This window comes from Microbacterium paludicola (genome assembly GCF_039529675.1).
GTDB classification, from domain to species: Bacteria; Actinomycetota; Actinomycetes; order Actinomycetales; family Microbacteriaceae; genus Microbacterium; species Microbacterium paludicola.
Map to the genome: position 1 here is coordinate 31,886 of NZ_BAAANG010000009.1, position 17,723 is coordinate 49,608.

At 71.9% G+C, this 17,723-nt stretch carries 16 protein-coding genes; 13 read left to right on the top strand and 3 right to left on the bottom strand.

Annotated elements, in window-relative coordinates; all coding sequences use genetic code 11:
• The 4 genes from ABD161_RS06715 to ABD161_RS06730 all read left to right on the top strand — a co-directional run.
• Positions 1 to 462: molybdopterin-binding protein (locus tag ABD161_RS06715; protein ID WP_486348024.1), on the top strand; the 462-nt coding region annotated here is incomplete at its 5' end.
• A gap of 28 nt (positions 463 to 490) precedes the next feature.
• A complete protein-coding gene (locus ABD161_RS06720; protein ID WP_135114474.1) occupies positions 491 to 784 on the top strand; it encodes a rhodanese-like domain-containing protein in 294 nt (97 codons plus the stop codon).
• Positions 785 to 789: 5 nt separating this feature from the next.
• Positions 790 to 1,062, top strand: coding sequence for a glutaredoxin family protein (locus ABD161_RS06725; protein ID WP_344000887.1), 273 nt, complete (start codon positions 790 to 792; stop codon positions 1,060 to 1,062).
• A gap of 17 nt (positions 1,063 to 1,079) precedes the next feature.
• Positions 1,080 to 1,382, top strand: coding sequence for a Dabb family protein (locus ABD161_RS06730; protein ID WP_344000889.1), 303 nt, complete (start codon positions 1,080 to 1,082; stop codon positions 1,380 to 1,382).
• A 1-nt stretch (position 1,383) separates the two neighbouring features.
• On the opposite strand, the gene ABD161_RS06735 is transcribed toward ABD161_RS06730, so the two are convergent.
• Together ABD161_RS06735 and aspS are read right to left on the bottom strand one after the other, a co-directional pair.
• Entirely contained in the window at positions 1,384 to 3,051 is a 1,668-nt protein-coding gene (locus tag ABD161_RS06735) for an FAD-binding dehydrogenase (RefSeq protein ID WP_344000891.1), read from the bottom strand.
• 229 nt (positions 3,052 to 3,280) lie between these two features.
• Positions 3,281 to 5,062, bottom strand: a complete 1,782-nt coding sequence (gene aspS / locus ABD161_RS06740) for an aspartate--tRNA ligase (RefSeq protein ID WP_344000893.1) — start codon at positions 5,060 to 5,062, stop codon at positions 3,281 to 3,283.
• A gap of 189 nt (positions 5,063 to 5,251) precedes the next feature.
• Between aspS and ABD161_RS06745 the strand changes: the two genes are divergently transcribed.
• The gene (locus tag ABD161_RS06745) at positions 5,252 to 5,908 is read left to right on the top strand and encodes a DedA family protein (RefSeq protein WP_344000895.1); all 657 of its coding nucleotides are present in this window, start codon (positions 5,252 to 5,254) and stop codon (positions 5,906 to 5,908) included.
• 217 nt (positions 5,909 to 6,125) lie between these two features.
• Here ABD161_RS06745 and ABD161_RS06750 read toward each other — a convergent pair whose 3' ends face one another.
• Entirely contained in the window at positions 6,126 to 8,156 is a 2,031-nt protein-coding gene (locus ABD161_RS06750) for a hypothetical protein (protein WP_344000898.1), read from the bottom strand.
• A 93-nt stretch (positions 8,157 to 8,249) separates the two neighbouring features.
• Here ABD161_RS06750 and ABD161_RS06755 point away from each other — a divergent pair, with 93 nt between their 5' ends.
• The 8 genes from ABD161_RS06755 to ABD161_RS06790 all read left to right on the top strand — a co-directional run bounded on the left by ABD161_RS06755 (position 8,250) and on the right by ABD161_RS06790 (position 17,624).
• Complete coding sequence (locus ABD161_RS06755; protein ID WP_344000899.1) at positions 8,250 to 8,879, top strand: histidine phosphatase family protein; 630 nt, start codon at positions 8,250 to 8,252, stop codon at positions 8,877 to 8,879.
• A gap of 287 nt (positions 8,880 to 9,166) precedes the next feature.
• Positions 9,167 to 9,778 carry a TlpA family protein disulfide reductase gene (locus ABD161_RS06760; RefSeq protein ID WP_344000901.1) on the top strand — a complete coding sequence of 204 codons (612 nt, stop codon included), beginning with the start codon at positions 9,167 to 9,169 and terminating at the stop codon, positions 9,776 to 9,778.
• 7 nt (positions 9,779 to 9,785) lie between these two features.
• Positions 9,786 to 10,550 carry a cytochrome c biogenesis CcdA family protein gene (locus ABD161_RS06765; protein ID WP_344000903.1) on the top strand — a complete coding sequence of 255 codons (765 nt, stop codon included), beginning with the start codon at positions 9,786 to 9,788 and terminating at the stop codon, positions 10,548 to 10,550.
• Between the two features lie 10 nt (positions 10,551 to 10,560).
• Positions 10,561 to 12,219 (top strand): cytochrome c biogenesis protein ResB, encoded by a 1,659-nt coding sequence (resB, locus tag ABD161_RS06770; protein ID WP_344000905.1) that lies wholly within the window; start codon positions 10,561 to 10,563, stop codon positions 12,217 to 12,219.
• 15 nt (positions 12,220 to 12,234) lie between these two features.
• Entirely contained in the window at positions 12,235 to 13,227 is a 993-nt protein-coding gene (ccsB, locus tag ABD161_RS06775) for a c-type cytochrome biogenesis protein CcsB (protein WP_344000906.1), read from the top strand.
• A gap of 575 nt (positions 13,228 to 13,802) precedes the next feature.
• Entirely contained in the window at positions 13,803 to 14,573 is a 771-nt protein-coding gene (locus tag ABD161_RS06780) for a DeoR/GlpR family DNA-binding transcription regulator (protein ID WP_344000907.1), read from the top strand.
• A complete protein-coding gene (locus ABD161_RS06785) occupies positions 14,570 to 15,565 on the top strand; it encodes a 1-phosphofructokinase family hexose kinase (protein ID WP_344000909.1) in 996 nt (331 codons plus the stop codon). Before ABD161_RS06780 ends, ABD161_RS06785 begins: the two co-directional genes overlap by 4 nt.
• Before the next feature lie 55 nt (positions 15,566 to 15,620).
• Positions 15,621 to 17,624, top strand: coding sequence for a PTS fructose transporter subunit IIABC (locus ABD161_RS06790; protein ID WP_344000912.1), 2,004 nt, complete (start codon positions 15,621 to 15,623; stop codon positions 17,622 to 17,624).
• Positions 17,625 to 17,723 lie beyond the last annotated feature (99 nt).

A 17,723-nucleotide genomic window follows, 5' to 3' on the forward strand; every position in this document is an offset into this window, starting at 1 on the left:
GTGCGGATGGTCGTGCCGGGGCTCTACGGCTACGTGTCGGCGACAAAGTGGGTCGTCGACCTCGAGGTGACCCGCTTCGACCGCGCCCGCGCCTATTGGAGCGACCGCGGCTGGTCGGAGCGTGGCCCGATCAAGCTGCAGTCGCGCATCGACGTGCCGCGCGCACACGACATCCCCGCCGGTGAGGTCACGGTCGCCGGTGTCGCCTGGCACCAGCACGTCGGCGTGGCCGGCGTGGAGGTGCAGGTCGACGATGGGCCGTGGATGCCCGCGCGCCTTGCCGCGGCGATCTCCTCCGACACCTGGGTGCAGTGGTCGCTGCGCGCAGTGCTGGCCCCGGGGGAGCACGTGCTTCGCTGCCGGGCGCTGAGCGCCGATGGCACGACGCAGACGTCCGACACCGCCCCTCCGGCGCCGGACGGCGCCACCGGATGGCACACGCGTCGATTCGTCGCGGCCTGACCCGCCCCGCAGCGGCGATACTTGGCATATGAACGAGATCTCCGTCCAGGACCTGCACGCGCGCAAGGACGTCCCGCTCGTCGACGTGCGCGAGGTGCACGAATACGAGGCCGGGCACGTGCCGGGAGCGATCAACATCCCGATGTCCGAGCTGAACGAGCGGGTCGGCGAGCTGCCGGCCGAGCCGTTCGACGTGATCTGCGAGCTCGGCGGACGCTCGGGCCGCGTCGTCGAGGCGCTCAGCCAGCGCGGCTACGAGGTGACGAACGTGGCCGGCGGCACCAGCGCCTGGCGCGAAGCCGGCTACCCCGTCGACCTCTGACGCGCGTGACCACCCTCACGCTGATCGGCAAGCCCGACTGCCACCTCTGCGACGTCGCGCGCGAGGTCGTCGACCAGGTGCTCGCCGACCTGCCCGACGACGTCGCCGACCACGTCGAGGTGCGCGAGGCGTCCATCCAGGACGACCCCGCGCTCTACGACCTGTGGTGGGAGAAGATCCCGGTCGTCCTCATCGACGACCGCCTGCACGGACACTGGCGCGTCGCGCCCGAGCGGCTGAGCGCCGCCCTGACCGAGGCCGCGGACGCGCGCGCCTGACCCGAAGGAGAACCCGGATGATCCGCCACGTCGTGCTGTTCAAGCTCGCCTCCACCGACCCCGCCGAGCGCGCCGAGCAGCTCGCCGAGGCGCGCCGCCGCATCCGCGGTCTCGTCGGCGTCGTTCCCGGCGTGCACACGCTCGACGTCGTCGAGAACGTGCTGGCCGATGAGCGCAACTACGACTTCGCGGTCGTGGGCGACTTCGATGACATCGCCGCCGTGGAGGGCTACGCGACGCACCCCGCTCACCTCGAGGTGATCGACTACGTCTCCACGATCCGCACGGACGCCCGCGCCGCGATCGACTTCGCGGTCTGAGTCAGACCGCGGCGGCCGCGGCCCGGCCGGCGACCCGGCCCGAGAACAGGCAGCCGCCGAGCAACGTCCCCTCGAGCGCGTTGTAGCCCATCATCCCGCCGCCGCCGAACCCGGCCACCTCGCCTGCGGCGAACAGGCCGGGGATCGGCGCGCCCGTCCCGTCGGGCGAGGGCTGCAGGCACCGTCCCTGCAGGTCGGTCTCGAGGCCGCCGAGCGTCTTGCGCGACAGGATGCGCAGCTTCACCGCGATCAGCGGCCCGGCCTTGGGGTCCAGGATCCGGTGCGGGGATGCGACGCGGATGAGCTTGTCGCCCAGGTAGTTGCGGGCGCCCCGCAGGGCGGTGACCTGCGCGTCCTTCGAGAATGGGTTGGCGATCTCCCGGTCCCGCTCCTCGATGATCCGGCGGAGATCCTGCTCGTCGATCGCGGGCCCGGTCGGATCCGCACCGGCGAGCCGGTTCATGCCCGCCACGAGCTCCGCGAGCGTGTCGGCGACGACGAAGTCCTCGCCGTGCTCCTTGAACGCCTCGACGGGCCCGGGCGCGCCCTTGCCGATCCGCTTCGCGAGCAGCTTCAGATCGCGACCGGTGAGGTCGGGGTTCTGCTCGGAGCCCGAGAGGGCGAACTCCTTCTCGATGATCTTCTGCGTCAGCACGAACCACGAGTAGTCGTGCCCGGTCGCGCGCAGGTGCTTGAGCGTGCCGAGCGTGTCGAAGCCGGGGTACAGCGGCGCGGGGAGTCGCCTGCCGGTCGCGTCGAGCCAGAGCGAGGACGGGCCGGGAAGGATCCGGATGCCGTGATCGGCCCAGATCGGGTCCCAGTTGCGGATGCCCTCGACGTAGTGCCACATCCGGTCGGGATTGATGACGCTGGCGCCCGCGTCCTGCGTGATGCGCAGCATCCTGCCGTCCACGTGCGCGGGCACCCCGCTGACCATGCTGCGCGGGGGAGTGCCGAGGCGCTCGGGCCAGGCGGCGCGCACAAGATCGTGGTCGCCGCCGATGCCGCCCGCCGTGACGATGACGGCCTGCGCCCGCAGGTCGAACTCGCCGACGCTGATGCGGCTGGAGGGGCGACCGCGATCGACGTCCGACGGCTCGAGGAGCGCGCCGTGAACGCCGACCACCGCGCCCGCCTCGATGATCAGGCCGTCGACCCGGTGCCGGAACGCGAACCGGATGCGCCCCGCCTCGGCATGCGCCCGCACGCGCCGCTCGAACGGCTCGACGACGCCCGGCCCCGTTCCCCAGGTGATGTGGAACCGCGGCACCGAGTTTCCATGCCCACCGGCGCGGCCGTCGCCGCGCTCGGCCCAGCCGACGACCGGGAAGATCCGCAGCCCCATCTCGCGCAGCCATGCGCGCTTCTCGCCCGCCGCGAAGTCGAGGTACGCGTCGGCCCACGCGCGCGGCCAGCGGTCCTCCGCCCGGTCGAACTGCGCGCTGCCGAACCAGTCCTGCCGCGCGAGCTCGAGCGAGTCGCGCACGCCGAGGCGCCGCTGCTCGGGGCTGTTCACGAGGAACAGCCCGCCGAGGCTCCAGAAGGCCTGGCCGCCCAGGCTCTGCTCGCCCTCCTGATCGACAAGCACGACGCTCTTTCCCCGGTCGGCGGCCTCGGCCGCCGCCACGAGTCCCGCGAGCCCTGCCCCTACGACGACGATGTCGGCCATGTTCTTCTCATACAGGAACAGGCGGTCGCGTTCGCGAACACTCGCGCCGACCCTTCGGGCCGACACCGCGTGTTCGCGGCCTGTCGCTTCGCTCCATCCGACGAAGGACGTCGCGTCGCGAGCGGGGTCGGCGGTCGCTGCGCTCCACGCTCGCTGCGCTCGCACAGGGGCACAGGAAAACCCGTGAGGGCCCACCCGATGGATGAGCCCTCACGGGTTCGACAAGGGCTCAGGCCTCGACGACCTCCGGCTCGGCGTCCACGCCGGCCTCGGCGCGCTGCTGCGGCGTGATGGGGGCGGGGGCCTCCGTCAGCGGGTCGAAGCCGCCGCCCGACTTCGGGAAGGCGATGACCTCGCGGATCGACTCGGTCTTGGTCAGGTGCTGAAGCACACGGTCCATGCCGAGCGCGATGCCGCCGTGCGGCGGGGCGCCGAACTTGAACGCGTCGAGCAGGAAGCCGAACTTCTCCTGCGCCTGCTCCTCGTCGATCCCCATGATGCCGAAGACGCGCTTCTGGATGTCCTCGCGGTGGATGCGGATGGATCCGCCGCCCAGCTCCGATCCGTTGCAGACGATGTCGTACGCGTAGGCGAGGGCCGATCCGGGGTCGGTGTCGAAGGTGTCCTCGAACTCGGGCTTCGGGCCGGTGAAGGCGTGATGCACGGCCGTCCAGGCGCCGGCGCCGACCGCGACGTCGCCCGAGGCGACGGCGTCCGAGGCGGGCTCGAACATCGGGGCGTCGACGACCCACGTGAAGGCGAACGTGTCGGGGTCGAGCAGGCCGAGGCGCTTGCCGATCTCGATGCGCGCGGCGCCGAGCAGGGCGCGGCTCGCCTTCGTGGCACCGGCGGCGAAGAAGGCGCAGTCACCCGGCTTCGCGCCGACGAGCTCGGCGAGACCCGCCTGCTCGGCCTCGGACAGGTTCTTCGCGACGGGGCCGCCGAGCGTGCCGTCCTCGTTGAACAGGACGTACGCGAGGCCGCGGGCACCGCGCTGCTTCGCCCACTCCTGCCAGGCGTCCAGCGCCTTGCGGGGCTGGCTCGCGCCGCCCGGCATCACGACCGCGCCGACGTACTCGGCCTGGAACACGCGGAACGGCGTCTCGCGGAAGTACTCCGTCGCCTCGACGAGCTCGAGGCCGAAGCGCAGGTCGGGCTTGTCCGAACCGTACTTCGCCATCGCCTCCGCGTAGGTCATGCGCGGCAGCGGGGTCTGCACCTCGACGCCGATCGTCCTCCACATCGCCGTGATGACGGACTCCATCATCTCGATGACGTCCTCCTGGTCCACGAAGCTCATCTCGATGTCGAGCTGCGTGAACTCGGGCTGACGGTCGGCGCGGAAGTCCTCGTCGCGGTAGCAGCGCGCGATCTGGAAGTACTTCTCCACGCCGCCGACCATCAGCAGCTGCTTGAACAGCTGTGGGCTCTGCGGCAGCGCGTACCAGCTGCCCGGGTGAAGGCGCGCGGGAACCAGGAAGTCGCGGGCGCCCTCGGGGGTCGAGCGGGTCAGGGTCGGGGTCTCGACCTCCACGAACTCGCGCTCGTGCAGGACGTCGCGGATCGCCTTGTACACCTGCGACCGCAGGCGGATCGCGGCCGCGGGGCCCTGGCGGCGCAGGTCGAGGTAGCGGTGCTTGAGGCGCACCTCCTCGCCGATCGGGTCGGCGTCGGCCGCACCCGAGGAGACCTGGAACGGCAGCGGAGCCGACTCGTTCAGCACCTCGACCTCGGCCGCGATGAGCTCGATCTCGCCGGACGGCAGGTTCGGGTTCTCGTTGCCGGCGGGGCGCTTGCCCACCTCTCCCGTGACCTTCAGCACGAACTCGCTGCGCAGCGGATGCGCCACGGCCTCGTCGCGGATGACAACCTGGGCGATGCCCGAGGCGTCGCGCAGGTCGATGAAGGCAACCCCGCCGTGATCGCGTCGGCGGTCGACCCAGCCCGTGAGGGTGACGGTCTGACCGATGTGCTCGGCGCGCAGGGAGCCGGCGGTGTGGGTGCGAAGCACGGGGATTCCTCCTGTTGCGGTGCCCGGAGCAGGATGGGCAACCCGTCGATTCTACGGGCTGGAGTCTGTGCCGCCCGGGGAACGGAAGGGGGATACCCGGATCCGGATCGGCGGCTGCCACCCAGGCGGGGGAAAGGCGGCGCCGGTAGCGTCGACCGAGTACCGCACGACGACCGAAGGGCCAGACGCATGACGACCGCTTCCGCCGACACCGACGGATCCTGGCTCGGAGCACTCGTCGACTGGGTCGTCGGGTTGATGGACGTGATCGGCCCGTACGGAGCCGGCATCGGCATCGCGGCCGAGAACCTGTTCCCGCCGCTGCCGAGCGAGGCGATTCTGCCGCTCGCGGGTCTCGCCGCCTCGCGGGGTGCCTTCACGCTGTGGGAGGCGATCCTGTGGACCACGGTCGGATCGATCGTGGGCGCACTCGTGCTCTACGGCATCGGCGCCTGGTTCGGCATCGATCGCCTGCGCCGGATCGCCGACAAGATGCCGCTGGTCAAGGTCGAGGACGTCGACCGCACCGTCGCGTGGTTCCACAAGCACGGTTCCGTGGCGGTGTTCTTCGGCCGGTTCATCCCCATCTTCCGCAGCCTGATCTCGATCCCGGCGGGCGTCGTCCACATGCCGATCTGGCGATTTGTGCTGCTCACGGCGGCCGGCAGCCTGATCTGGAACACGATCTTCGTGCTCATCGGCTGGTACCTCGGCGAGTCCTGGCACATCGTCGAGCAGTACATGGACGTGTTCCAGAACATCGTGATCGCGGTCGTCGTGATCGCCGTCGTCTGGTTCGTCGTGGCCCGCGTCCGCTCGCTCCGGGCGGACAAGCGCGGCAGCTGACGCGCAGTGTCCCCAAGGTGCCGGTTCTGACCGGCACTTCGGGGACAGGATGAGCCCGGTGTCCCCAAGGTGCCGGTTCTGAGCGGCACTTCGGGGACAGGGAGCGCGGTGGGCCCTTGCCCCATCCAGCCGTACGTGGCGACAGGTTGGGGCAACCGGCGCGAGCTCTTGCCCCATCCCGCCGCTTCGAAGCGACAGTTCGGGGCACCTGGCTCCGTCAGCCGTCGGTGAGGGCCTCGGCGATGTTCTCGACCGTGGTCAGGCCCTCGGGCAGCTGCCACTGCGTGGGGTCGTCGGCGCTCGCCGCCGTGATGACGATGCGGTAGCCGGGAAGCCACGACTCCAGCTCCACGCCGCTGGGGACGTAGGCGCCGACGGCGAAGCCGCCCGCCGCGTCGAGCGCGGGGGAGTCCTGGACGCCGCCGAGCTCGGCCTTGCCGGCCTCGACGCGGCGGCGGGCGACCTCGTCCGCGTCCGCGACCTCTCGGGAGACCCACACCTGCACGCGGGACTTCACGGTCGCGTCGTCCGCCGCCTTCCCCTTCTCCGACGCCCAGCCGCAGGCGACGCGGCCGGTGCCGGGCGCCGCGATGCCGCGCAGCGGATGGAACCCCGCGGCAAGCGGCTGCGCGAGCGCGAACAGGTCGTCGCACGACAGCATCGCGAGGCCCAGGCCCGCGATCTCGTCCACCACCACACGCGCGGCGGCCGGATCCGCCCACTCGTCCGGCAGGATCGCCGCGAACCGGGCGCGCTCCTCCGGTGTGCAGTCGGCGAGCGGCTTCACGGATGCGGCGGCCGCGGTGCGCCAGCGCGGGTCGGAGGCGAGCTCGCGCGATCCCGAGGCGTACGCCGGCTGCAGTGCAAGCTCGGCGAACAGGGCGGTGGCATCCGCCTCCGCGTCGTCGCACGTCGGGCGCCACGATCCCGGCGCGGGGGCGTCCCGGGCGGCGAGCACGGTCCACGAGCCGCCGCCGGCAGGCGTCGCCGCCGCGGCGACGAGGCCCTCGGCCGTCGAGGCTGCCAGCGCGTCGAACGCGCCGCCGGCGGCGATCCGCATCGCCGAGGCCACAGCGCGCGCCCCCTGAACCTCCGTCGCCTCGGCCGAGGCTCCCGCAGCCTCGGACAGACGCGTCGCAAGCGCGGACTCCGGATGGGCGACGCAGCCGGTGAGGGCGTGGCCGATCTCGGCGATGTCGGTGGCATCCGAGACGTCGTCGGCACCGGCCGACCCGCACGCGTACAGGGTCGAGACGAGCGCCGTGACCGAGGGATCCGGCACGTCGCCGAACGAGACGCGGCGCGTGAACGCGGCGAGCAGGTCGACGGTCGCCGTGCGGGCATCCACCCCGGCGACTGCGCGATACGGAACGGCCGGGTCGGTCGGCGCGGCGAGACCCACGTCGACGCCGGTGCGCGGCGGCAGCAGCGCGGTGCCGGGCCCGTCGACGAGCCCCGCGGCGATGCGCCAGAAGCGGTCGCCGCCCGCCGTGTCCGAGCGCGTCTTCCAGGCGAACTTCGCGTCGCCGTCGAGCTGGAGGGCGCGGGTCACGCCGTCCTGGCTGCGCGTCTTGACCGTGAGGACATCCGACTGGTGGCCCTCGACGCACGTCGCGATCGTCGCCTCCGGGCGGTCGCGATCCGGATCCGTCGCGGTCGCGAGCCAATCGGGCAGGGCCGCATCCGTGCAGGTGGGAGGCGTCGCCTCCGCCAGCTCGCCGGGCGCCTCGTTCAGCGCCACGGTCGCCCACGTCACGACGCCGGTGTCGGTCAGCTCGGCGGTCAGGGCGCCGTCCGCGACCGCCGGCGCATCGGACTGCGGCACCCACACGCGCCGCCGATCGTCCCACCGCACGAGCGACGCGGCCGCAGCGGCCTCGGCGGGAAGGTCGGCGACATCCCACGAGACCGTCACCGGGTCGGCGAACGACGCCGGCGATTCGAACCGCACCGGGGCTCCGAAGACCTCGAGGGCGATTCCCGAGTCGGCCTCGCCGATCGGCGCGCCCACTGCCACATTCGCGACGTTCGCCGTGACGGCATCCGGTGGCACGTCGATCGTCACGCCCGCGGTCGTCCAGCGGTCGCCGTCGCGATCGACCTGCGTGGTGCGGACATCCGCGAAGGAGGGGATCGGATCGCGGCGCGCCTCGCCGGCGGACGGCTCCGGAACACACGCGGTCAGGCCGAGCACGAGAGCGGTGGCCACGGCGACCGCGATGGCCGGGCGGCGCGCTGCATTCCTCACCCGGCAACGGTAACGGCGGTGCCCGCCTCGGCCCGGGCGGCGCTCCGTAGGATGGGAGGGCGACCGCCCGATGGCTGAACTGCAGGGGAGCACATGCCGGCCGAACTCATCCATCTCGTGCGTCACGGCGAGGTGCACAACCCCGACCGCGTCCTCTACGAGCGGCTGCCGGGTTTCCGGCTCAGCGAGGACGGCCGCCGCATGGCGCGCGCCGCGGCCGAGCACGTGCGGGGCCTCGAGCGTCCGGTGAGCGCACTGCTGTGCTCACCGCTGCAGCGCACGCAGGAGTCGTCCGAGCCCTTCGCCGAGATCTTCGGCGTGGAGCCGCGGCTCGAGGAGCGGGTGATCGAGCCGACGAACGTGTTCGCCGGGCTGCGGATGAGCCGCGCGCTGCGCAAGCCGTGGAAGTGGCACCACCTGCGTCGCCCGTCGGTGCCAAGCTGGGGCGAGCCCTACACACACGTTGTGGACCGGATGCGCTCAGCGCTCGACGAGGCCTGGCACAGCACGCCGGGCGGGGACGTGGTGATCGTGTCGCACCAGGCGCCGATCTGGCTGACGCACCTGTCGGTGGCCGGCCTTCCCCTGCCGCACGACCCGCGCACGCGGCGCTGCGCCCTCTCGAGCGTCACGTCGTTCGAGCGCGTGGGCGACGTGTGGCGCGAGGTGTCGTACGCCGAGCCGGCGGCCGTGGACGACGCGGTGGACGTCGGCGCGGTTTAATTCCCGCTTCGCGGGGCAGTGCAGCTCCCGACCGCGATCACTCGCCCGACGCAAGCGCCGGGACTCGCGATCGCGCGCTGTCGCTCCGCTCCATCGATGACGCACGTCGCGTTTGCGAGATGATCGGCAGTCGCTCCGCTCCACGCTCACTTCGTTCGCACGCGGTGGGCGCGGCCGAGAAGGAACTCTCAGGCCCACACCGGTTGACGATGCTGCGTGCGCCCGGCTTCCCTCCTGCTTTCGGCTCGCACACAGCCCGGCCATAACCGGAAACGTAGGATTGTGGCGTGTCTCGAGCCGCTCGATCCCCCCGTCGTCTGACCGCGGTGATCGGCGCCGCGGCGCTCGCGCTGACCCTCGCGGCGTGCACGCCCGATCCGGTCACCGAGCAGTACCGCCAGGGAAGCGAGACCGGGTACATCGCCGGCGAGTTCCAGGTCGACGAGATCGACCTCGCCGACCGCGGTGAGCCCGTCGTCTGGGAGAGCACGACCGATACCGGCGAGCCGCTCTCGAGCGAGGACGTTCTCGGCGATGTCGTCGTCGTGAACTTCTGGTACGCCGGATGCGCCCCCTGCCGCGTCGAGGCCGCCCACCTCGAGGACGTGTGGCAGCAGTACCGCGACCAGGGTGTCTCGTTCGTCGGCGTCAACACCTTCGACCAGCCGGATCAGGCACGGTCGTTCGCGGAGAAGTGGGGCGTCACCTACCCGAGCGTGATCGACGCGAACGACGCGGCTGTGAAGCTCGCGTTCGCGGCGGCGACGCCGATCCAGGCGACCCCCGTCACGCTCGTGCTCGACCGAGAGGGTCGGGTCGCCGCACGCATCATCGGCGCGATCGACAGCCCGTCCATCCTGTCCACGCTCGTCGCGGACACGCTCGAGGAGAAGGCGTGACCGGCGCGTGAATCCCGGCGCCCTTGTCCTCGACGGCGCCCTGTGGGCGGCGATCCCCGTCGCCCTTCTCGCGGGGCTGATCTCCTTCCTCTCACCGTGCGTGCTACCCCTCGTGCCGGGCTACCTCGGCTTCATCAGCGGCGCCGTCTCGCCGAGGCAGGCCGGATCGGGAGTGCTCGCCGGGCGCGGGCGGCTCGTCGGCGGCGTGCTGCTGTTCATCGCGGGCTTCACGCTCGTGTTCGTCACGATCGTCGTGCTCGGCGGGCTCGCGGGCGGCGCGATGCAGCGGTTCTCGCTGCAGTACGGCGACCTCGTCACGCGCGTCCTCGGCGCGCTGATCATCCTGCTCGGGCTCGTGTTCATCGGGTTCTTCGGCTTCGCCCAGCGCACGGCGAAGCTGCAGCTCAAGGGTGACCTCGGCCTCATCGGCGCCCCGCTGCTCGGCATCGCGCTCGGCCTCGGCTGGGCGCCCTGCATCGGCCCGACGCTCAGCGCGATCCTCGCCATCGCCTGGCAGCAGGGCGACCCCGCCCGTGCCGGCCTGCTGGGCCTCGCGTATTCGCTGGGCCTCGGCATCCCGTTCCTGCTCGTCGCGCTCGGCTTCGGCTGGGCCACTCGCTCGATCGCCTTCCTGCGCCGCCACATCCGCGTGGTGAACATCGGCGGCGGCGTGCTGCTCGTCATCCTGGGTGCGCTCATGGTGACCGGCATCTGGACCATGATCATGTCTCGCCTGCAGGGGGTGTTCGCCAGTGTCCCGACTCTCCTCTGAGGACGCCTCCGTGAAGCAGCGCGACGGATCCGAGCCGCTGCGGCCGTCCGACCACGTCGACGGCGACGCCGACAGCGGCGTGAACTCGCCCGCGCTCGGGATCGTCGGATGGCTGCGCTGGGGATGGCGTCAGCTCACCAGCATGCGCACCGCGCTGGTCCTGCTGCTGCTGCTCGCGATCGCCGCCGTTCCCGGGTCGATCTTCCCGCAGCGGATGGCGAACCCGAACGGCGTGACGCAGTGGGAGCGGGACAATCCTGACCTGTTCCCGATCCTCGACGCGATCCAGATGTTCGACGTCTACATGTCGGCGTGGTTCTCGGCGATCTACATCCTGCTGTTCGTCTCGCTCGTGGGCTGCATCCTGCCGCGCACAAAGCACCACTGGAAGGCGCTGCGCTCGCGGCCGCCGCGCACGCCCGCCCGGCTGTCGCGCCTCGACGACCACCTCGAGCAGCGGATCGACGGCGACCAGGATGACGCGAAGCACGCGGTCGACCTCGCCGAGGCGCAGCTGCGCTCCGCCGGCTACCGCGTCGAGCGCTACGACGGGCGCGGGAGCTTCTCGGTCTCGGCCGAGCGCGGCTACCTGCGCGAGACGGGCAACCTGGTCTTCCACGCGTCGCTCGTCGGCGTGCTGCTCGCGGTCGGCATCGGCGGGGGCTTCGCGTACACCGGCCAGCGCGTGATCTACGAGGGCCAGGCGGTGGTCAACGCGCTCGTCGACTACTCGTCGATGAACCGCGGCCGCTTCGTCGGCGACGACGCGCTGACGCCCTACGCGATCCGCCTCGACTCGTTCGACGTCACGTACCAGCCGCCCCTCACGAGCGGGGCCGGCCAGGCCGGCGACTTCGCCGCGAACGTCACCGTGCGCGAGCCGGGCGGCGACGAGACCAAGGGGACGGTGCGGGTCAACCACCCCCTCGAGGTGGCGGGGGAGCGCATCTACCTGCTCGGCAACGGGTACGCCCCGACCATCACGGTGCGCGACGCCGAGGGCACGCCGGTGTACAGCGAGACGGTGCCGTTCCTGCCGCAGGACGCGAACCTCACGTCCCTCGGCGTGCTGAAGATCGCCGACGGCCTTCCCGAGCAGATCGGCATGCTCGGCTTCCTCTACCCGACGCAGGCCACGCTCGAGACCGGCGCGCTGACCTCCGTGTACGGCGACCTGCTCGACCCGATCCTCACGCTCAACGTGTACTCGGGCGACCTCGGCATCGACGGCGGCGTCCCGCGCAGCGTGTACGAGCTCGACCCCAGCGGGATGGAGCAGCTCACCGGCGGCGACACCGGCGTCGAGTCGATCAAGCTCGCCCCCGGCGAGACCGCCGACCTGCCGAACGGCCTCGGCACCGTCACGTTCGAGGACGAGACCCCCGAGGGCGCCGACCGCGACCAGGTCGGGATGACCGAGTCGGTCAAGCGGTTCGCCTCGCTGCAGACGCACCGCGACGACTCCTCGATCTTCGTGCTCGTCTTCGCCGTCCTCGCGGTGCTCGGCCTGCTCACCGCCCTGTTCGTGCCGCGCCGCCGCGTGTGGGTGAAGGCGACGCCGGATGAGACCGGCATCCGGCTCGAATACGCCGCCCTCGCGCGCGGCGATGACCCCACGCTCGCGACCGCGATCGAGCAGCTGCGCGCCAAGCACCTCGACAGCCTGTAGAAGTAGGATCCCCCCATGCATCCCGACGCCCTCTCCCTCGACGCGATCTCGCTGCTGCTGATCTGGACGGCGATCGTGATCTACGCCCTGGCGTTCGTCGCGTACGGGGCCGACCTCGCCAAGCGCTCGCAGCTCTCGCTCGAGCGGCAGGATGCGGCGCGCGAGCTCGTAGGCGTCGGATCCGGATCGGGGGGGCGCGGCACCGTGCGGAACGGCGTGCCGCAGGATGCTGCGCCGGCCGAGAAGCCGCGTCTCGTGATGGGCCGGATCGGCACGTCGCTCACGGTGCTGGGTTTCCTGTTCCACCTCGCGGGAACGGTGCTGCGCGGGGTGGCCGCCGGACGCGTGCCGTGGTCGAACATGTACGAGTTCGCCATGACCGGCACCCTGCTGATCACCGCGGTGTACCTCGGCGTGCTGTTCTGGCGCGACCTGCGGTTCCTCGGCACGTTCATGATCGGCCTCGTCACCGTGCTGATGGGTGGCGCGACGCTCTATCACGTCGACGTCGTGCCGCTGATGGATCCGCTCAAGTCGATCTGGCTCGTCGTGCACGTGTTCGTCGCCTCGCTCGCGACGGCGTTCCTCGCCCTCGGCTTCGGCCTGTCGGTGCTGCAGCTGCTGCAGGCCCGGCGCGAGCGGATCGCCGTCGAGGAGACCGAGCCGAAGCGCTCGTTCCTGCGCACGCTGCCGAGCTCCGAGGCGCTCGAGGGCCTCGCCTACCGCTTCGCGATCATCGGCTTCATCTTCTGGACCTTCACCCTCATCGCCGGATCCATCTGGGCGCAGGACGCATGGGGCCGCTATTGGGGCTTCGACACCAAGGAAGTGTGGACCTTCATCATCTGGGTCCTCTACGCCGGCTACATCCACGCCCGCGCGACGCGCGGCTGGCGCGGAACGCGGTCGGCGTGGCTGTCGATCGTCGGCTTCGTCGCCGTGATCTTCAACTTCACGATCGTGAACATGTTCTTCGAGGGCCTTCACGCGTACAGCGGGCTGTCTTAGCGGCTCGCGGCGCGCACGCTCGCTTCGCTCGCCAGGCGGGCACGACCCAGCGCGGCCGCATCCGTCCGCTGAGAGCGCATCCTGCGGCTGAGACTGCGCTCGGCGGCTGAGGCTGCATCCTGCGGCTGAGGTTGCATCCCGCGACTGAGACTGCGGGTGACCGCTGCTGTCTCGGACGCGCATCGCTCTGTCGGCCGCGGGGTGCTGTCTGGACGCGCATCGCTTGCGCTCCGTCGCGGCGTGCGCTCGCTTCGCTCCACGCTCGCTTCGCTCGCCAGGGGCGGGGCATGACTCAGCACGGCCGCATCCGTCCGCCGAGACTGCTCCCCGCGGCTGAGACTGCGCTCCGCGGCTGAGACTGCGCCCCGCGGCTGAGACTGCGCCCCGCGACTGAGGGCGCATCCTGCGGCTGAGACTGCGGGTGTGCGCTGCTGTCTCGGACGCACATCGCTGTGTCGGCCGCGGAGTGCTGTCTCGTCGACCGACGGCACTCGCGAGGGTGTGGCATCCGATCTGCGTTTGTGTTGTTCTCTGTGGGATTCGGTTGTATTCTCGATCGCATCCGAAGGAGGACGATGTACGCGACGGAGCGCAGGGAGCTGATCGAGCGGGTGCTGCTCGACGAGGCGCGGGTGTCGGTGGCGGAGCTCGCCGAGCGGCTTGGCGTCACGACCGAGACGGTGCGCCGCGACCTCGCGGTGCTCGAGGAGCACGGCGTGCTGCGGCGCGTCCACGGCGGCGCCGTCGCGGCCGACCGGGGGAGCGCGGCCGAGGTGGATCTGCGCGAGCGTCTCCGCCGCGGCGGGCCCGCGAAGAGCGCCATCGCCCGGCGCGCGCTCGAGGGTCTCGGCACGGGGTTCACCGGATCCGTCCTGCTCGACGCCGGCACCACGACCGGCGCGCTCGCCGACCTGCTGCCCGGCCGCAGCGACGTGCACGTTGTGACGCACTCGGTGGTGCTCGCCGCGGGCCTCACCGGCGCCGGCTACACCGAGCTCACGACGATCGGCGGCCGGATCCGCGGCATCACGGGCGCCGCCGTGGGCGCCGGCACCGTCGTCGCGATCGAGTCCCTCCGGCCGGATGTCGCCTTCGTCGGCGCGAATGGGCTCTCGGCCGCGTTCGGGGCGAGCACGCCCGACCCCGAGGAGGCGGACGTCAAGCGCGCGATCGTGCGCGCCGCGCGCCGCGTCATCCTGCTCGCCGACCGCACCAAGTTCGAGGTCGAGTCGCTGCGCCGGTTCGCCGCTCTGGACGAACTCGACGTGCTCGTGACCGACGAGGCTCCCGCCGGAGCCCTGGGTGAGGCGCTGGACGCCGCGGATGTGGAGGTGTGGGTCGCATGATCGTGACGCTCACGATGAACCCGGCGCTCGACCGGACGGTCGAGCTCGCCTCCGCGCTCGAGAGCGGCCAGGTGCAGCAGGCGCTGGCGGCGCGGGAGGACCCCGGTGGCAAGGGGATCAACGTCGCCCGGGTGCTCGCCGGATCCGGCGCGCCCGTCACCGCCGTCCTGCCGCTCGCGGAGGACGACCCGTACCGCTCCCTGCTCGGCGACCTCCCCGTCCGGACCGTGCCGATCGCCGGGCACGCCCGCGCGAATCTGACTCTGACGGATCCGGACGGCGAGACCACCAAGATCAACCTGCCCGGTCCGGTTCTCGGTGAGGACGCCGCGCGGGCGCTGATCGACGCCGTCGTGACGGAGGCGGATGGGGCCGACTGGCTCGCGCTGTGCGGCTCGCTCCCGCCGGGCCTCGCCCCCGACTTCTATGTGGATGTCGCCCTCGCCGTGCGCGCCCGGTGCGAGCGCCCGCCGAAGATCGCCGTGGACGCCTCCGGGCGGGCCCTCGCCGAGGCCGTCGCCAGCGGTGCGGTCGACCTGATCAAGCCGAACGACGTCGAGCTGATGGATCTGCTCGCGCGCTCCGCGCGCGACTCCGGCTTCGCGACGACGCGCGAATCGATGGAGTTCTTCAGCGAGATGCAGAAGAACCTTCGCGCCGACCCCACGGCGGCGCTCGCGTACGCCCGCGTGCTCGTTCCCCACCAGGTGCGGGCGGTGCTCGTGACGCTCGGCGGCGAGGGGGCGATGCTCGTCCACGGCGACGGCGCGTGGTTCGCCACGCCGCCCGAGACGGATGTCCGCAGCACCGTCGGCGCCGGCGACAGCGCGCTCGCCGGGTACCTGCTCGCGGCCGTCGCGGGCGAGGACGGCACCGGCCGCCTGCGCTCCGCCATCCGATACGGCTCCGGCACCGCCGCTCTTCCCGGCACGCGCCTCGCCACCCCCGCCGACCTGTCGACCGCGGACATCCCCGTCCGCGAGCTCGCCTGATCCACCGCATCGTCGTCGCGGCCCCCGCCGCGCCGTATTCCCTCGAGGAGGAGAAGTGTCCACCATCACCCCGCAGCTCGTGAGCCTCGACGAGGATCTCGGGCCCGACAAGCAGAGCGTGCTGCGCGCCCTGTCCGCCCGCTTCGTCGCGCAGGGCCGCGCGACCGACGCCGACGCGCTGTTCGCCGCGGCCTGGAAGCGCGAGGAGCAGGATGCGACCGGCCTCCCGGGCGGCATCGCGATCCCGCACGCCAAGAGCGCCGTCGTGACCCAGGCATCCCTTGCCTTCGCGCGACTGAAGCCCGGCGTCGACTTCGGCGCCGAAGACGAGCCGAGCGACATCGTGTTCATGATCGCGGCCCCAGACACCGCGGCGGAGGAGCACCTCGCCGTGCTGTCGAAGCTCGCGCGCAACCTCATGGACGAGGACTTCCTCGCCGCCCTCCGCGGCGCGGCCGATGCCGACGAGGCGGTCCGGATCGTCCGGGTGGCGATCGGCGAGGAGGCCGCGAGCGAGACGGCGGCCGCCCCCGCCCAGGCGGCCGCGCCGGCCGCCACGGGCGACGGCGCCATCCTCGTCGACGGGCGCCCCGCCCGCATCGTGGCGGTCACCGCCTGCGCGACCGGCATCGCGCACACCTACATGGCCGCCGACGCGCTCACCGCGGCGGCGAAGAAGGCCGGCGTCGAGTTCCAGGTCGAGCCGCAGGGATCGAGCGGCTACACGGCGATCGATCCCGCCGTCATCGCCGCCGCCGACGCGGTGGTGTTCGCGGTCGACGTCGACGTCCGTGAGCCGCAGCGCTTCGCCGGGAAGCCCGTGATCCGCCGCCCCGTGAAGGCGGGCATCGAGCGCGCGACCGAGCTGCTGACCCAGGCGGCGCACGCCGCGGAGGACTCGTCGGCCGAGCGCGTTCCCGGCACTGCCGGCGCGGCCGAGGAGAACGAACGACCTGCCGAGTCGGTCGGAGCGCGCATCAAGCGCGTGCTGCTGACGGGCGTGTCCTACATGATCCCGTTCGTCGCGGGCGGCGGCCTGCTCATGGCGCTCGGCTTCCTGCTCGGCGGCTACCAGATCAACGAGGTCGCGAACAAGATCGCCGTCGAGAACGCTCTGTGGAACCTGCCGGACGGCGGGCTGCTTCAGTACCTCGGCGCCGTCGCGTTCGCGATCGGCAACATCTCGATGAGCTTCCTGGTGCCGGCGCTCGCGGGCTACATCGCGTACGCCCTCGCCGACCGGCCGGGGATCGCGCCCGGGTTCGTCGCCGGATCCGTCGCGGTGCTGATGAACGCGGGCTTCATCGGCGGCATCGTCGGCGGCGTCCTCGCGGGCCTCGCCGCCATGTGGCTCGGGTCCCTCACCGTCCCGCGGTGGCTGCGCGGCCTGATGCCGGTGGTGATCATCCCGCTGCTCGGCTCGATCTTCGCCAGCGGGCTGCTCATCCTGTTCGTCGCGGCGCCCATCGCGGCGCTGATGGCCTCGCTGACCGACGGGCTCAACGGCCTCGCCGCGTCGGGCCTGCTGCCCCTGGTCGGCGTCATCCTCGGCCTCATGATGTGCTTCGACCTCGGCGGACCGATCAACAAGGTCGCCTACGCCTTCGCGGTCGCGGGGCTCGGCGCCGGCTCGGCCGAGAACCCCGTGCCGTTCTACATCATGGGCGCCGTGATGGCCGCGGGAATGGTGCCGCCGCTCATGATGGCCTTCGCCTCGACCGTGCTCGACCGCGGCGGATTCAGCGAGCCGGAGCGTGAGAACGGCAAGGCCGCCTGGCTGCTCGGCCTGTCGTTCATCTCCGAGGGCGCGATCCCGTTCGCCGCCGCCGACCCGCTGCGCGTCATCCCGGCGTCGATGCTGGGCGGCGCGGTCACCGGCTTCCTCAGCATGCTGTTCCAGGTCGGCTCGCGCGCGCCGCACGGCGGAGCGTTCGTGTTCTTCGCGATCGACCCGCTGTGGGGCTTCGTGATCGCCCTCATCGCCGGTGTGCTGGTCGGCGGCTTCGCGGTCGTCGGTCTCAAGCGCCTCGCCCGCCGTCGCACGGAGGCCGTCGCCTGACGCCGCCCCCTCTTAGCCGCCCCCTTTTACGGAGAAGCCGGCTTCTCCGGAGATCCTTCGCGGATCGCATCCTGAGAAGCCGGCATCTCCGTAGAACCC

Coding starts and splice junctions, on each gene's coding strand:
- ABD161_RS06745 (WP_344000895.1), top strand. CDS start 5,252: ATGACGACCGCTTCCGCCGACACCGACGGATCCTGGCTCGGAGCACTC.
- ABD161_RS06780 (WP_344000907.1), top strand. CDS start 13,803: ATGTACGCGACGGAGCGCAGGGAGCTGATCGAGCGGGTGCTGCTCGAC.
- ABD161_RS06785 (WP_344000909.1), top strand. CDS start 14,570: ATGATCGTGACGCTCACGATGAACCCGGCGCTCGACCGGACGGTCGAG.
- ABD161_RS06720 (WP_135114474.1), top strand. CDS start 491: ATGAACGAGATCTCCGTCCAGGACCTGCACGCGCGCAAGGACGTCCCG.
- ccsB (WP_344000906.1), top strand. CDS start 12,235: ATGCATCCCGACGCCCTCTCCCTCGACGCGATCTCGCTGCTGCTGATC.
- ABD161_RS06735 (WP_344000891.1), bottom strand. CDS start 3,051: ATGGCCGACATCGTCGTCGTAGGGGCAGGGCTCGCGGGACTCGTGGCG.
- ABD161_RS06730 (WP_344000889.1), top strand. CDS start 1,080: ATGATCCGCCACGTCGTGCTGTTCAAGCTCGCCTCCACCGACCCCGCC.
- ABD161_RS06755 (WP_344000899.1), top strand. CDS start 8,250: ATGCCGGCCGAACTCATCCATCTCGTGCGTCACGGCGAGGTGCACAAC.